Genomic DNA, 15,089 nt, shown 5'->3' with positions numbered 1-15,089 from the left:
CGGCCACCGCTCACCCCACCGACTAGTCTCGCCTTACGTGGGACGATTCACCCAGGGCATCTACGGCTACGCGTTCGCGCTCCTCGTCTGCCTCGCCGCGGTCGGAGCGTTCCTGCTCGTCACGCCGCAGAGCCGCACCGAGCACATCCCCCGGGTGGACTTCTCGATCGACCGGGTCAACGCGGCGCGCGCGGCGTCGTACGAGGTCGTCGCCCCTGGTCAGGTGCCGCCCAACTGGGTGCCCAACAGCACGTCGCTGACCGAGAAGAACGGCGTCGTGACGTGGCGGCTGGGGTTCGCGACCGCCAAGCGGCAGCACGCCATGCTCGCCCAGAGCGACGAGAGGCCGTCCGCGGACTTCGTGAACCGCATGGCCGGCACCGACAAGCCCGGCGGGAGCCGGCAGATCGACGGTGCGACCTGGGAGGAGCGGTTCCGCCAGGACAAGAACCAGCGGACGCTGGTCCGGGTCTTCCCCGATCACGCGGTGGTCGTCACGGGGACGGCCGACTGGGAGGAGCTGACCGCCCTCGCCCGCACCCTCGCCCCGCAGCCCAAGCCCTCCCCAGTGCCGTCATCGGTGCCGTCATCGGGCTGAGCGCTCGATCATGGCGGGGATCTTCTCCAGCGGAATGTCGAGGCCGAGTTCGTCATGGTGCCCGGCGGTGATCAGCACCGCCGTGTCCTGTAGGCGCGCGAGAGCCGCCGCGAGCGCCGGTCGGCGCGCGGACTCCAGCTGCAGTTCGAAGATCGCCAGATAGCGGGTGCGCAGCGTGGTCGCCGCCGTGAGCAACGACTCCGTCAGCAGGTCGGCCAGCGTGCCGGGCCGCTTGACGTCGGCGCGGACCGCCTCTACTCGTTCACCGACTCCGTCCTGCACGGCCCACCGCCGGACGCGGTCGAGGCACGCCGGCAGATGCTGTCTCTGATGGCCGACTGGCACCCTCTCGTCACGGCACTGATCGAGGCGACCCCGCCCGCCGGCATCCACGTCGATCCGATCGCCCGCCTGGCCGAGCCCCTGCCCTCGTTCGCGATGGGCAGGATCGCGCTTCTCGGCGACGCCGCGCACGCCATGTCGCCCGACCTCGGCCAGGGCGCCAGCCAGGCGTTCGAGGACGCCGCCGCGCTGATCCGCCATCTGGCCGGGGCCGAGCCGGCCGATGTCGACCGGCGGCTCCTGCGCTACGACGCCGAGCGCAGGCCCCGAGCCAATCGCATGATGCTGGCGGCGGCCCGGCAGTCGCGGCTGACCTCCCAGACCGGCGTCGCCGGTTGGCTACGCGACACGCTGCTGCGCGCCGTGCCGTCCCGGCCGGCCACCCGGCAGCTCGCCGCCCTCTGGCAGGCCTAGCCGCCTGCCGGGGTCAGAAGGGAGCCTCCCCGGGGCCGTTCGGCTGGGGCTCCTGGCGCTGGGCCATCGCGGCGGCCAGCTTGGCGCGGGCGCCCTGCAGCCACTCCTCGCAGATCGCCGCCAGCCGCTCTCCCCGCTCCCACAGCTCGATCGACTGCTCCAGCGTGAGCCCGCCGGTCTCCAGGCGGCGCACCACCTCGGTCAGCTCCTCGCGGGCCTGCTCGTACGACGGGGTCGCCTTCTCCGGCGCGGTCTGCTTGTCCGGCGGGGTCTGCTTGTCCTCAGCCACGTCCCCACCTTAGAGGCCGACACCGACACTCCGCGGCCTCTTAGGTCTGTCCGTTTTGGGCATAAATCATAGACATTGTCCGTTACTTAGAGGTACTAACCATCTTCGGGGGCGATGATCGGGGGGTCATCCTCATGTGTGGAATCAGCGGCTGGGTGGACTACGGGCGCGACCTTCGTCGCGAGCGGGAGACCGTGCAGGCCATGACGGACACGATGGCGTGCCGGGGGCCCGACGCCGAAGGGATGTGGTTCGCTCCGCACGCCGCGTTCGGCCACCGGCGACTGGCCATCATCGACATCGAGGGCGGGCGCCAGCCCATGACCGCCGACGCCGGCGGTGAGGTCGTGGCCGCGCTCACCTACAGCGGCGAGGTCTACAACTTCAGGGAACTGCGCGCCGAGCTCACCCAGCGCGGGCACCGCTTCCGGACCCAGAGCGACACCGAGGTCGTCCTGGAGGCGTACCTCGAATGGGGCGAGGACTTCGTCTCCCGGCTCAACGGCATGTACGCCTTCGCCATCTGGGACGTCCGCCGCGATGAACTGCTGCTCGTGCGCGACCGCATGGGGATCAAGCCCCTGTACTACTACCCGACGCCGAACGGCGTGCTGTTCGGCTCCGAGCCCAAGGCCATCCTGGCCAACCCGCTCGCCGAGCGGGTGGTCGACGCCGACGGCCTGCGCGAGATCCTGTCCTTCGTCAAGACGCCCGAGTGCGCCGTCTTCCGCGGGATGTACGAGGTGCGGCCCGGCCACGTGGTGAAGGTGCGCCGCGAGGGCCTGAGCAAGCGCCGCTACTGGCGGCTGGAAGGTCGCGAGCACACCGACGACCTGCAGACGACCATCAGGACCGTGCGGGAGCTGCTCGACGACGTCATCGAACGGCAGCTCATCTCCGACGTCCCGCTGTGCACGCTGCTGTCCGGCGGGCTCGACTCCAGCGCGGTCACCGCGCTCGCGGCCCGCGCGCTGGCCGGCCGGGGCGCGGTGCGGTCGTTCTCCGTCGACTTCGCCGGCTACAGCGAGAACTTCCAGGCCGACGACATGCGCGACACCCCGGACACCCCGTACGTCCACGACGTCGTGCGGCACGTCGGCTCCGATCACACCGACATCGTGCTCGACTCGGCCGATCTCATGGATCCCGCCGTACGCGCGGCCGTCCTGCGGGCACGGGACCTCCCGCTCGGCATCGGCGACATGGACACCTCGCTCTACCTGCTCTTCAAGGCGATCAGGAAGCACTCGACGGTGGCGCTGTCGGGGGAGTCCGCCGACGAGGTGTTCGGCGGCTACCGGTGGTTCCACGATCCCGAGGCGGTCAACTCCGGCACCTTCCCGTGGCTCGCCATGCAGGGCCCGACAGGGCTGTCCACCCGGGGAGAGTTCCTGAACGAGGACCTGCTGCGCAAGCTCGACCTGCCCGCCTACCGCGCCGACAGCTACCAGCGGGCGCTGGCCGAGGTGCCCCGGGTGCCGGGGGAGACCGGGCTGCAGAAGCGGATGCGCGAGGTCAGCTACCTGCACCTGACCCGGTTCGTGCAGATCCTGCTCGACCGCAAGGACCGCATGAGCATGGCCGTCGGCCTGGAGGTCCGGGTGCCGTTCTGCGACCACCGCCTGGTCGAGTACGTCTTCAACGCCCCCTGGTCGATGAAGACCTTCGACGGGCGCGAGAAGAGCCTGCTGCGCGCCGCGACGGCCGACGTGCTGCCCCGCTCGGTGCTCGAGCGCCGCAAGGTGCCCTACCCCTCCACACAGGACCCGGCGTACGAGCGCGCGCTGCGTGCCGAGGTGGCCCGCGTGCTCGAGGGCGACCCGGCCATCGGGAGCCTGGTGGACGCGGCGAAGGTGCGCAGGATCCTCGACCAGCCCGTGGGCGAGGTCAGCCTGCAGGGCGCCCGGACGTCGCTGGAGGGCATCCTGCAGATCAACTCCTGGCTTGAGGCGTACAACGTGCGTCTCATGATCTGACCGCCGCCTTGGGGCTCCCGGCTACGCGTCCTGGGCGGTCACCGTCACCCGGTCGTCCGAGAAGCGGATCGTGAGCTCGTCACCCGGCTTCACGTCCCCGGCCAGGCGGACGACCTCTCCGGAAGGACGCTGCGCGATGGCGTAACCCCGCTCCAGCGTGGCGGCGGGGGACAGGGCCACCAACCGGGCCCTGAGATGTTCCAGCGAGTCGGCCGAGCGGTCCAGGGACGAGGAAAGGCAGCGCCGTGACCGCTCGCGCAGCGCGTCGACCTGCTCGGCCCGCCGGTCGAGCTCACGGACGGGATCGGCGAGCGACGGCCGGGAGCGCACGGACTCGAGCCAGGACATCTCGCGCTCGACCCAGCCCCGCAGCACCCGGCGGCCCCGGTCTCTGAGCTGATGGACGAGCGTGAGCTGTTCGCCCACGTCGGGCACGACCTTCTTGGCCGCGTCCGTCGGAGTCGAGGCGCGCACGTCGGCGACCAGATCGAGCAGGGGGCTGTCCTGCTCGTGGCCGATCGCGCTCACCACCGGCGTACGGCAGGCCGCCACGGCCCGCACCAGCGACTCGTCGGAGAACGGCAGCAGGTCTTCCAGAGAGCCGCCGCCCCTGGCGATGATGATCACGTCGACCTCGCGGTCGGCGTCGAGCCTGCGTAGTGCCTCGGTCACCTCGCCCACGGCGTACGACCCCTGGACGGCGACCTGCTCCACCTTGAACCGCACGGCGGGCCAGCGGCGGCGGGCGTTCTCCAAGACGTCGCGCTCGGCCGCCGAGTCGCGCCCACAGACGAGCCCGACGGTGCCCGGCAGGAACGGCAGCCGCCTCTTCCTGTCGACGTTGAACAGGCCCTCGCCCGCCAGCACCTGGCGGAGCCGTTCGAGCCGGGCCAGCAGCTCGCCGATGCCGACCGGGCGGATCTCCAGGGCCGTGAACGCGAACGAGCCCTTGTTGACCCAGAAGTCCGGCTTGACGTGCATCACGACGCGCGCGCCGTCGACGGGACGCGGCACGCTGGCCTCGTAGACGCCCCGGGCGCAGGTGATCCGCGCCGAGACGTTGGCCACGGGATCGCGCAGTGTCAGGAAGACGGTGCCGCCCCGGGCGGTCAGCTCGGTGATCTGCCCTTCGACCCAGACGGTGCCCAGCTTGCCGATCCACTGGGCGACCATCTGCAGCACCGACCTGATCGGCAGTGGCGCCTCAGGGGACGTCTTCGCGCTCAAGTGCCCTCCTCGCCTGGACCGGCTCGCACCTGCAGGCTAGCGGCACCCGCCGACAATCCACAGGCGACCAGGCGGAGGACGCCTCATCCGCCCGCCCGGCGTACGGCCGGGCGGGCGCGGCCCGGGATCAGGACTCGGACTGGAGCTTGGACAGCCGGTTCTGGAACATCCGGACCACTTCGGGGCGGTTCAGGTGCGCCTGCTCGTAGTCCAGCAGCGCGTGCAGCTGCTCGGCCGACTTGCCGCGCATCCGCGCCCGGAGCGACGCCACGGAGAGGTTCGCGTAGCCCGGCATCGGCTCCGCCGCCTCGGTGGCCGTCTCCGCCGCAGGCTGCTCCTCGGGCTGCTTGACGGGCTGCGCTGTGGGCTGTGCAGTGGGCTGCTCAGCCGGCTCGGCCGCCGTGGTGGCGGGCTTCTTGCGCGTCCTGGTGGCCTTCGGCGCGGCGGCCGCGCTCTCGGTGCTCTCGGCGCTCTCAGTGCTCGTGGTGCCGCTCTCAGCGCTGCTCGCGGCGGCTTCGGGGGTTTCGGCAGTGGCCTTGCGGCGGGCGCGCGGCTTCTTCGGCGCGGCGGGGGCGGCGGGCGCGGCCTCCTCCTGGGTCGCGGCCGTCGCGGAGGCCTCAGCGGTCGCGGCGGTTGCGGGGGTTTCCGCGGTTTCGGCGGCGGGCTTCCGGCGGGTGCGCGGCTTCTTCGCCGCGGCAGGCGCGGCAGGGGCGGCAGGGGCGGCAGGGGCGGCGGCCTCGGGCTCCGGCTCGGCCGCGACGGGCTCCGGCTCGACGGTCTCGGCGGCCTGCGGCTCGGCGGGCGCCGCCTCAGCGGCGGCGGGCGCCTCGGCAGGGGCCCTCTCCGCGACCGGCGCCTCGGTAGACGCCGCCTCTGTCGCAGTGGATGCCGCAGTGGGTGCCTCGGCGGGGGCGCTCTCAGCGGCAGGTGCCACCGGTGCCTCGGTCGTCACCGCGTCGGTCTTGCCGGCCTCGGCCTTCTCGGCCTCCTCAACCTTCTCGGTCTTCTCGGCCTTGCTCGGGCGGGGCGCGAAGATGACGGGATCCCGGCGCGCGGGCCGTTCCCCGGCGGCCTGCTCTGGGGCCTGCTCGGTGCCCTCCTCGGCCCGCGGCGTCTCGGCGGTCTCGCGGCGCTCGCCGTCCTGCGCCTCGCCACCGGCGAAGCGCTCCTTGATACTGGACTTGATCTTGTCGCCGGCCAGCAACGCCTGTCCGACCCCGTTCAGAGCGGTCTGAAGAACGGTCGTTATTGCTCTAAGGACGGACATTTCGGCTCCCGGGGAGATGCGTATCTGGTACACCCAGTCTTGCAAGACCAGGGTCAAGAGGTGGCTCGCGTTCCACATAGCATAGGAACATGGACGTGCAGACCTCAGCGACCCGTCGTGTCCTGGTCGCCAAGCCCCGCGGTTACTGCGCGGGTGTCGACCGAGCGGTGCAGGCGGTCGAGCGGGCGCTGGAGCAGTATGGCGCGCCCATCTACGTACGCAAGCAGATCGTGCACAACACCCACGTCGTGAAGACGCTGGAGGAGCGCGGCGCCGTCTTCGTGGAGGAGACCGAGGAGGTCCCCGAGGGTGCCATCGTCGTCTTCTCCGCCCACGGTGTCGCACCCGCCGTGCACGAGGAGGCCGCGAGCCGCAGTCTGCGTACCATCGACGCGACGTGCCCTCTGGTGACCAAGGTGCACAACGAGGCCAAGAGGTTCGCGGCCAAGGACTACGACATCCTGCTCATCGGGCACGAGGGGCACGAGGAGGTCGAGGGCACCGCCGGCGAGGCGCCCGAGCACATCCAGCTCGTGGACGGGCTCGACGGCGTCGAGGGCGTGTCCGTACGGGACCCGGAGAAGGTGGTCTGGCTCTCTCAGACGACCCTGTCCGTGGACGAGACCACCGAGACGGTCGCGCGGCTGCGGACGCGGTTCCCCAACCTCATCGACCCGCCGAGCGACGACATCTGCTATGCCACCTCCAACAGGCAGGCCGCGGTCAAGCAGATCGCCGCCGAGTCCGACCTGGTCATCGTCGTCGGCTCGGCCAACTCCTCCAACTCGAAGCGGCTGGTCGAGGTCGCCAAGGACTACGGCGCCGCCGCGTCCTACCTCGTCGACGACGCCTCGTTCGTACGGGACGAGTGGCTGGAGGGCGTGCGCACGGTCGGCCTGACCAGCGGCGCCTCCGTCCCGGAGGACCTCCTGCGGGGCGTGCTCGCCAAGCTGGCCGACCACGGCTTCACCGACGTCGAGGAGGTCGAGTCGGTGCAGGAGAGCATGCGGTTCGCCCTGCCCCACGAGCTGCGCAAGGATCTCCGCGCCGTCTGATCGGCCCGGTTCGCAAAACCCGGTTCGCAAAACTCGAGTCACAAAACCCGGTTCACTCGTCGGCGGCCCGGCCGTACACCCGGGGCTCGAAGTAACCCTCCGGCTCCGGGTCGAACGTACGAGCCCGGCCACGGCGTGAGCGGGAGGCCGGTGCCGGCTCGGGTTCGGGCGCGCCACGCAACTCGCGCAGATTGGCGGGCAGGCCCCGCACCCACGCGACGCCCAGGGCCAGCGCGGACCCGAGGAACAGCCACGGCGCGCCGGACGACAGCGCGGTGAACATCCCGAGCCCGAACGTCGGGAGCGTCGAAGCGGAGCCGAGCGCCCGCACGAGCTCCACCAGCAGCGCCGCGGCGAAGAAGACCAGCGGAGGCGTCACCACCAGCGGCAGCAGGTCGCGGGGACGCACCAACAGGACCGCCGCCAGGCACCCGGCCACGAACACGGGTCCGGGCAGGAACGGCATGCCCACCAAAGTGATCACGAAGAGCATGACGATCGCCCCCCGAGCGGTCAGCCGCAGCCCCGCTCGACCGGTGCCTGTCATCGGGCCCCCCTTACGACAAGTCTCGCGTCAATTTACCGTTCTGACGATGCGGGGGAGGGGGGCTTACCCGCTCTTCACCTTCGAGTTCGGGGATGGCGACCGGCCGGGGGACCTCCTCGACCGCCGACGGGGCGTCGAGCGCGTAGTCCACGAGACCGAGGTCGTTCATCCTCCGCGCGCTGACCAGGACCCTGCTCTCCAGCGAGCCGACCGTCTGGTTGTACGCGGTGACCGCTCGCGTGAGCGCCTTGCCGAGGTTGTCCACGTGCCGTCCGAGGCCGCCGAGCCGCTCGTACAGTTCCTTGCCCAAATCGAAGACGGCCTTGGCGTTCTCGCTGACGGCCGTCTGCTGCCAGGCGTACTGCGCGGTGCGGAGCATCGTGACGAGCGTCGTGGGAGTGGCGATGTGGACGCGCCTGCGCATCGCATACTCCAGCAGCCCCGGGTCGCGCTCCAGAGCGGGCGCGAGGAACGCCTCGCCGGGGATGAACAGGACCACGAACTCGGGCGACGGGTTGAACGCCTGCCAGTAGGACTTGGCGGCTAACCGGTCCACGTGCTCGCGTACGTGCCGCGCGTGGGCGTCCAGCCGGGCCGAGGCGAACGCGGGGTCGGCGGCCTCGGCCGCCTCCAGGTAGGCCGCGAGCGAGACCTTCGCGTCCACGACGATGTTCTTGCCACCGCTGAGCCGTACGACCATGTCGGGCCGGACCACACCGTCACGGGTGACGGCGCTCACCTGCTCGTCGAAATCGCAGAAGCGGGCCATTCCGGCGATCTCCGCGACCCGGCGCAACTGCAGCTCTCCCCACCGCCCCCGGGCCTCCGGCCGCTGGAGCGCCCGCACCAGCGCGTCCGTCTGGGCCTTGAGCCGATCGGAGCTCTCCCGTACGAACTCCATCTGCTTGCTCAGCTCGGCGCGGGCGGCGCGCGAGCCCGACTCGCTCTCCCTGAGCTGGCTCTCCACCTTGGCGAGCGTCTCCCGCAGCGGCGCGACGAGGTTCTCGACCGCCTGCCTGCGCTGGTCGAGGTCCCCGGCCGCCTCGGCCCTGGTGGTGTTGAGCCGGTTCTCCGCGAGTTCGAGGAAACGCAGGTTGGCCACGTCGAGAGCGTGGGCGGAGAGGGCCTGGAACCGCTCGGTGAGCTGGTTCTCCATGTAGGCCACCTTGTCCTCGGCCGCCCGCGTCCGCGCCTCGGCCTCGGCCACCCTGGCGGCCGCCTGGGCGGTCCGGCCCGCGGCCCGCATCCCGGCCAGGGCCGCGCCGACCACCACGCCGATCACCAGTCCCAGTGCGAGCGCCACGACATCCACGGTCTGGATGATTTCAGGCATTGGCGTCCCAAACAGGGAGGCGCGCCTGCGGGCGGGTCGAGCAGGACCACGAGGCCGTCGATGTCAGCCGCACCCCCCGAGGCCCCTAAACTCGTGGTACGTGAGCCTGAGCATCGGCATCGTCGGCCTGCCCAACGTCGGCAAGTCCACGCTTTTCAACGCCCTGACCAAGAGCGGGAACGCCCTCGCGGCCAACTACCCGTTCGCCACGATCGAGCCGAACGTGGGCATCGTCGGCGTGCCGGACTCCCGTCTGGGCAAGCTGGCGGAGATCTACGGCTCCGCGCGCATCCTCCCGGCCAAGGTCGAGTTCGTCGACATCGCGGGCCTGGTGAAGGGCGCGTCGGAGGGCCAGGGCAGGGGCAACCAGTTCCTTGCCAACATCCGCGAGACCGACGCGATCTGCCAGGTCATCCGCGTCTTCTCCGACCCCGACGTCACCCATGTGGACGGCGACGTGGCGCCGGAGCGCGACATCGAGACGATCAATACCGAGCTGATCCTCGCCGACCTGCAGACGATCGAGAAGGCGCTGCCCCGCCTGCAGAAGGAGGCGCGCAACAACAAGGACCGCAAGGTCCTCCTGGAGGCCGCCGAGGCCGCGGCGAAGCTGCTCGACACCGGCACGACCCTGTACGCCGGGGGCAAGGCGGCCGGGATCGACCTCGCCGACCTGCGCGAGCTCCACCTCCTCACGGCCAAGCCGTTCCTGTACGTGTTCAACCTCGACGCCGACGAGCTGACCGACACCGACCTGCGGGCCAAGCTCTCGGCGCTCGTGGCGCCGGCGGAGGCCGTGTTCCTCGACGCCAAGATCGAGTCCGAGCTCGTGGAGCTGCCCGACGACGAGGCGCTGGAGCTGCTGCAGTCCGTCGGCCAGGAGGAGTCGGGCCTCGCCCAGCTCGCCCGGGTCGGCTTCGAGACGCTCGGCCTGCAGACGTACCTGACGGCCGGGCCCAAGGAGGCCAGGGCCTGGACGATCCGCAAGGGCGCGACCGCCCCCGAGGCCGCCGGAGTCATCCACACCGACTTCCAGCGCGGTTTCATCAAGGCCGAGGTCATCTCGTTCGACGACCTGGTGGAGGCCGGCTCGATGCCCGCGGCCCGGGCCGCGGGCAAGGCCCGCATCGAGGGCAAGGACTACGTGATGCGCGACGGCGACGTGGTGGAGTTCCGCTTCAACGTCTGAACCGGCGCCGTCCGCCGTGCTCGCCGGCCGGTGTCACCGCCGGCTCAGCTGCGGGACCACTTCTGGTTCCCGCCGCCGTTGCACGTCCAGATCACCAGCTGCGTGCCGTTGGCGGTGCCGCCGCCGTAGGCGTCCAGGCACTTGTTCGAGCCGACTCCGACGATCGTGCCGTCGGAGTTGAGCGTCCACTGCTGGTTGGTGCCGCCGTTGCAGTCGTAGATGTCGACCCGGGTCCCGTCCGCCGTGCCCTGTCCGTAGGCGTCCAGGCACTTGGTGCCGTAGACCATCAGCTGCTTGGACGGCGTGAGGGTCCAGGTCTGGTTGGCGCCGCTGTTGCAGTCCCAGAGCGCGACCTGGGTGCCGTTGGCCTGGGACTGGTTGGGGACGTCGACGCAGCGGCCGGAGGCCTGGCCCCTGATGGGACCGACGCCGGTGTTGCCGTTTCCGCCGCTGGTCTCGGTGACGGAGAGGTTGTCGAACATGTCGGTCTGGTATCCGACCACTCCGAGCCCGACCTGTCCGCTGAAGTAGGAGTTGTCCGTCACCGAGCCGAGCGCGGCGCCGTCGAGGGCGGCGCTGATCTGGTTGCCCGAGAAGCCGAGCGAGATCGTGTGCCAGGTGTTGGTCCCGAGCGAGCTCCGGGAGCCCGAGGCGAGGGTGCTCACCGTGCCGGACGTGGTGCTCTTGGCGATCGACCAGGCGCCGGAGCTGTTCAGCCGCAACTGGTAGGCCGCCTGGTGGCTCTGCGGGCGTGACTGCGTGTTCGCCCGCCCGAGCAGCGTGATGGTGCCGGCCTGCTGGAAGTTGACGTCCACGCTGACCTTGTAGTTGCTCCAGGACGGGTCTCCGACCAGGCCGAAGGCGTCACTGTCGTCCTGCCATTCGATCGGCCGCATAGGTGTCACCTGCTGCAGGCACTGACCGGCCCGGCCGCCGGCGCAGGGCCGGACCTCGAAGGATCCCTGCATGTCGGAGAAGTACCTGGCCTCGGTGCGGGAGGCGTAGGCGTCGAAGTCGTCGGAGTACGGCAGCGCCAGCGGCGCGCTCGCCGGTCCGGTCGCCGTGCCCTTGCCCTGGCCGGTGGTCGTGGTCACCGAGTAGATCCGGTTCGGCTGCATGGTGAGCGAGTAGGAGCCGTTGCTGGGGACGATGTCCGGCTGCCTGACGAACCAGTCGGCGGGGTTGTTCGACCCGAGGTCGGTGGACCACACGTGCACGGTCCCGGTGCTCAGCCCGCCTGTCACGTTGACGTTCACGGTCTGCGTGGTCGTCGACGTGCTGGTCTCGTAGATGGTCGAGTAGTCGGTGTTGTTCGTGGACTTCAGGGAGATGTAGCTGCCGTTGCTCCGGTTCCCGCCGAGGTATCCGCTCGCGGAGCCGGTGAGGAAGCGCCAGCCCGGCTGGGTGAACTGGGCGACCTGGGCGTTCGCCCACAGACTGCGGCCCACCTGATAGGAGCCCGACCACGGCGAGTTGGCGACCGCCAGGGCGGTGGTGTTGAAGGGCAGGTTCGGATAGAGCGCGGCCACCAGCGGCCAGTTGACGAAGCCCGTCATCTGGCCGTCGAGGTATCCCCGCGTGATGCTGCGGATGTAGGGGGCCGAGCCGCTGATGTAGTCCTGCGACCCGAACTCGCTGTTCCAGATCGGCTTGCCGGTGGCCACGGCGTTCGCGCTGGACGGACACGAGGTGGCGTCGCTCAGGTAGCCGCACAGGTAGTGCGCCCCGACCACGCCGACCGCGGCCTTGAACGCGGGGTCGCTCAGCATGTCGTCCGCGGTGGACAGGCCGAAGCTGTCGTCGCCGACGATCTGCACGTTGCCGTAGCCGTTGGAGTCGAGGGCCGACCGGAGGTTCTTGTACCAGGTCTTGTTGTGCCCGCGCTCGTTCCATCCGCCGATGTAGCTGATCGTCAGGCCGTGCTGCTTGGCGCAGTTGAGCCAGGAGATGTCGTAGTCGATCATGTCCTGGGACCAGAAGTTCCCGCCGCCGATCCAGCCGGGCGCGGTCCACGGCAGCGCGATCAGCTTGATGTTCGGGTTGCGCGCCACCGCCTGCTCGCCCAGCCAGAACTCGTAGCCGACGTTGCAGTTGATGTCACCGCGGGTGTGCTCGATGCTGGGTTCGGAGCCGTCGGTGGAGTTGGCGTCACCGCCGATCTCCAGTTTCAGCAACTGCACCGCCGCGCCGTACCCGGGCTTGAACAGGTAGTCCAGGATCTGGGAGCGCTGCGTCTCCGGGTAGTCGATGAGCAGCCGCGAGTTGCCGCCGCCGCCGCTGATCGCCCCCACCCCGTCGAACGTGCGACCCGTCGAGCCGCCGTTCAGCGTGATGGTCGTCGTGGCCGCCTCGGCCGCCGGCGCGGTCATCACCACCGCGCCGGCGCCGGTCACGGCCGCTGTGACCGCCGCCATGATGATGCGGATCCATTTCCTGTCGCCGACTGGTCGACGTTTGCGCATGCCGGACCTCCGGGGCTGTCCGTGTGGGGGATGGGTGACGGGCGGTCCACCGACCCTGCCGGATCGCTTTCTGTTGGAAGCCGTTTGAAATTGTCAGAGCGGTTGGGGCATGTCAAGGCGCGGTCAGGCGGGAAAGTTGGCGTGTGAATCTGGCTGAACTGGCGTGCAGCGGAAACGCGGCTGACGGCCGTCGCCCGCGATGAACGTTTCAGGCGTGCGCGTACGTTCGGTCGCGCTCGGTTATGGCAGAGAATGTTGGAACGCGAGCCATAGAATGTTTGTGCTGCTCAGACGTGCTCAGACGTGGTCAGACGTGGTCAGACGTGCGCTCAGACCGTGCTCAGGCGAGGTCGCGGTAGTAGGAGAACATCGGCTCGGCCGCTCCGGGCTCGATGTGGGCGAAGCCGTGCGCCTCGTAGAAGCGGCGCGCGTCGGTGTCCTCACCGTCGACGTTGATCGCGAGGATCTCCGCGCCGCGATCCCGTGAGAGGCGGCACGCCTCCTCCAGCAGGGCGTGTCCGAACCGCTGCCCGCGCATGCCGGGCCGCACGTACAGCTCGTCGAGGACGACGGACGGGCCGTCATGCCAGACGTCGGGCCGGAAGGTCAGAACCGCGACGCCGACGGCCGGTTCGCCGGTGAGAAGGGCGACGAGGTCATCTCCGGCGAGCAGCCGGCGGAGGCGTTCCGTGAGCACGTCCGTGCCCGGTGTCGGCGTGTCGAACTCGCGGTTGAAGGCGTCCAGCAACTCGGCGACGACAGCGGCGTCGGACGGCCTCGCCTGCCGCACCGGGTGCTCCTGCTGCGATAGGGCCACCTCCGCACCCTTCCTGCCGGCCCGGCGGACGGCAAGAGATTTTGCGGGTGACCATTCCCCGCCCGATCGCGTCTGGTCTGTTGTGACAGACACGAAGACGCGGGGGGCATCATCATCGAGGAGCTGTACCGCGAGCACTGGGCGCTCGTGTGCGGGTTCCTGTTGCGCCGCACCCGCGATCCCCACCTCGCCGAGGACCTGGCCCAGGAGACGTTCGTCAAGGCGACCAGGGCCCTGCTCGGCTGGCGCGGCGGGAACCCGGCGGCATGGCTGCTCGTCATCGCTCGCAACGTTCTCGTCGACCACGTGCGGCGTCACCGCCGCGAGCTGGACCTGCCCCACCCCGACGAGCTCGGCGTGCCTCCGCTGCACGTCGAGTCGCTGGCCGTACGCGACGTCCTGGACCGGCTGGCCGAGGAGCACCGCAGGCTGCTCACCCTGGTCTATTTCGAGGGCTTCTCGCTGGTCGAGGTGGCCGCGATGACCGGCAGGAAGCACGCCGCCGTCAAGACGGCCGTGTGGCGTGCCAGGGCGGCCTTCGCCGATCTTTACGGAGGCCCTCATGACTGACGACGCTCTGCTGCCGCCCATGCCCGACTTCGATCCCAGCGCGGCCCGCCGGGCCGTACGGCGGGGTATCGCCCGCACTGCGATCACCGTGCTGGCGGCACTGCTCGTCCTCGTCCTGGCGGCGACGGTGGGCTCCGGCCTGATCCAGCGGCGCGGCGACAGGGAGCAGCGCATGACCGACGTGCTGGGCACCGCCTTCAAGATCTACAACCCGAGCTACGACATCGAGGTCCGCAACTGGGGTGCCACCACGCCGCTGTCGATGTCGTTCACCGTGGCCGCGAGGCCCATGCGGGCCGTCGGAGGTTTCGCCGAGGGATACGGCGGCGCCGAGCACGTGGTCACCCAGGACTTCTTCGGCCATGTGGGCAGGCTGCCGCTCGGCGCGAGCGCCGGCACCACGCTGAACCTCGCGCTGATGAACGTGGGGACGGGCAACCAGCCCAAGGAGGACAGCCGCAAGGTCCTGGCCAGGCTCCCCGAGGGGCTCAACGCGCTGGCGGTTGTCGAGTTCGTCACGCCGCTCACCATCGATGAGCTGGCCGCCTTCACCCGGAGGTACAAGTCGTACGCCGACAAGGTGGTTTTCGAGCGGCGACCCGGGTCGATCCCCATCACCTGGGGAGGGACGACGACATGGGACCGGGTCCCGATGCCGGGAGAGGACGATGAACCGCTCAGGTCCGACCTCGCGAACTTCCGGCGCTGGGCCGGCATCCTCAAGGACTACGACGACGGCAACCTGCACGACTTCGATCTCAGCCTGGCGCGGCTGCGCAAGGCCGCGGACGACGGCCTGGCCTACGCCTACGTGGACTCGTCGGTGACGATCGGCGAGCTGCGGAAGATCATCGAGGATCCGCTGGTCCGGACGGTTCGCGTGGCGGATGTGGCCTACGATCTCGAACGGCCTTGAGACGGCCGGGTCGGGCAAAAGGGGTGGTCATGGTGGTGAGCGTCATCACCTGCCACACCTCTCCCTCTGGTCAGATCCTCCATGGCC

Annotated in this window: 15 protein-coding genes; 7 read left to right on the top strand and 8 right to left on the bottom strand. The window is 70.2% G+C overall.

Going from position 1 to position 15,089, the window contains the following annotated elements:
* Window positions 1-37 precede the first annotated feature (37 nt).
* Window positions 38-598, top strand: coding sequence for a DUF4245 domain-containing protein (locus FLX08_RS17385; protein WP_142619913.1), 561 nt, complete (start codon window positions 38-40; stop codon window positions 596-598).
* On the opposite strand, the gene FLX08_RS41400 is transcribed toward FLX08_RS17385, so the two are convergent.
* Window positions 587-880, bottom strand: a complete 294-nt coding sequence (locus FLX08_RS41400; RefSeq protein ID WP_208761511.1) for a hypothetical protein — start codon at window positions 878-880, stop codon at window positions 587-589. The two genes, FLX08_RS17385 and FLX08_RS41400, sit on opposite strands and share 12 nt — an antisense overlap.
* 48 nt (window positions 881-928) lie before the next feature.
* Here FLX08_RS41400 and FLX08_RS17375 point away from each other — a divergent pair, with 48 nt between their 5' ends.
* Window positions 929-1,354: an FAD-dependent oxidoreductase gene (locus FLX08_RS17375; RefSeq protein WP_244312704.1), complete on the top strand. Its 426-nt coding sequence runs from the start codon at window positions 929-931 to the stop codon at window positions 1,352-1,354.
* Window positions 1,355-1,367: 13 nt separating this feature from the next.
* On the opposite strand, the gene FLX08_RS17370 is transcribed toward FLX08_RS17375, so the two are convergent.
* A complete protein-coding gene (locus FLX08_RS17370) occupies window positions 1,368-1,643 on the bottom strand; it encodes an exodeoxyribonuclease VII small subunit (protein WP_142619911.1) in 276 nt (91 codons plus the stop codon).
* 134 nt (window positions 1,644-1,777) lie between these two features.
* On the opposite strand from FLX08_RS17370, the gene asnB reads away from it, so the two are divergent.
* Entirely contained in the window at window positions 1,778-3,619 is a 1,842-nt protein-coding gene (gene asnB, locus FLX08_RS17365; protein ID WP_142619910.1) for an asparagine synthase (glutamine-hydrolyzing), read from the top strand.
* A 21-nt stretch (window positions 3,620-3,640) separates the two neighbouring features.
* Here the strand turns inward: asnB and xseA are convergent, their stop codons facing one another.
* On the bottom strand, window positions 3,641-4,846 hold the full coding sequence (xseA, locus tag FLX08_RS17360; RefSeq protein WP_142619909.1) for an exodeoxyribonuclease VII large subunit: 1,206 nt from the start codon (window positions 4,844-4,846) through the stop codon (window positions 3,641-3,643).
* A gap of 127 nt (window positions 4,847-4,973) precedes the next feature.
* Window positions 4,974-6,113 carry a DUF8129 domain-containing protein gene (locus FLX08_RS17355; RefSeq protein ID WP_142619908.1) on the bottom strand — a complete coding sequence of 380 codons (1,140 nt, stop codon included), beginning with the start codon at window positions 6,111-6,113 and terminating at the stop codon, window positions 4,974-4,976.
* Window positions 6,114-6,202: 89 nt separating this feature from the next.
* Between FLX08_RS17355 and FLX08_RS17350 the strand changes: the two genes are divergently transcribed.
* A complete protein-coding gene (locus tag FLX08_RS17350; protein WP_142619907.1) occupies window positions 6,203-7,168 on the top strand; it encodes a 4-hydroxy-3-methylbut-2-enyl diphosphate reductase in 966 nt (321 codons plus the stop codon).
* Window positions 7,169-7,220: 52 nt separating this feature from the next.
* On the opposite strand, the gene FLX08_RS17345 is transcribed toward FLX08_RS17350, so the two are convergent.
* Window positions 7,221-7,715, bottom strand: coding sequence for a DUF6542 domain-containing protein (locus FLX08_RS17345; protein ID WP_142619906.1), 495 nt, complete (start codon window positions 7,713-7,715; stop codon window positions 7,221-7,223).
* Between the two features lie 10 nt (window positions 7,716-7,725).
* A complete protein-coding gene (locus tag FLX08_RS17340) occupies window positions 7,726-9,048 on the bottom strand; it encodes a DNA recombination protein RmuC (protein ID WP_244312703.1) in 1,323 nt (440 codons plus the stop codon).
* Window positions 9,049-9,148: 100 nt separating this feature from the next.
* On the opposite strand from FLX08_RS17340, the gene ychF reads away from it, so the two are divergent.
* The gene (ychF, locus tag FLX08_RS17335; protein ID WP_142619905.1) at window positions 9,149-10,237 is read left to right on the top strand and encodes a redox-regulated ATPase YchF; all 1,089 of its coding nucleotides are present in this window, start codon (window positions 9,149-9,151) and stop codon (window positions 10,235-10,237) included.
* A gap of 44 nt (window positions 10,238-10,281) precedes the next feature.
* Here ychF and FLX08_RS17330 read toward each other — a convergent pair whose 3' ends face one another.
* Together FLX08_RS17330 and FLX08_RS17325 are read right to left on the bottom strand one after the other, a co-directional pair.
* On the bottom strand, window positions 10,282-12,651 hold the full coding sequence (locus FLX08_RS17330; RefSeq protein WP_142619904.1) for an RICIN domain-containing protein: 2,370 nt from the start codon (window positions 12,649-12,651) through the stop codon (window positions 10,282-10,284).
* A 388-nt stretch (window positions 12,652-13,039) separates the two neighbouring features.
* Complete coding sequence (locus tag FLX08_RS17325; protein ID WP_142619903.1) at window positions 13,040-13,516, bottom strand: GNAT family N-acetyltransferase; 477 nt, start codon at window positions 13,514-13,516, stop codon at window positions 13,040-13,042.
* A gap of 72 nt (window positions 13,517-13,588) precedes the next feature.
* On the opposite strand from FLX08_RS17325, the gene FLX08_RS17320 reads away from it, so the two are divergent.
* The gene (locus FLX08_RS17320; protein WP_142619902.1) at window positions 13,589-14,086 is read left to right on the top strand and encodes an RNA polymerase sigma factor; all 498 of its coding nucleotides are present in this window, start codon (window positions 13,589-13,591) and stop codon (window positions 14,084-14,086) included.
* A complete protein-coding gene (locus FLX08_RS17315; RefSeq protein WP_142619901.1) occupies window positions 14,079-15,002 on the top strand; it encodes a hypothetical protein in 924 nt (307 codons plus the stop codon). Before FLX08_RS17320 ends, FLX08_RS17315 begins: the two co-directional genes overlap by 8 nt.
* Window positions 15,003-15,089 lie beyond the last annotated feature (87 nt).

This window comes from Microbispora hainanensis (genome assembly GCF_006874475.1).
Lineage (GTDB): Bacteria > Actinomycetota > Actinomycetes > Streptosporangiales > Streptosporangiaceae > Microbispora > Microbispora hainanensis.
The sequence above is the reverse complement of the archived record's forward strand: the minus strand, read 5'-3'. Positions and strand labels throughout refer to the sequence as shown.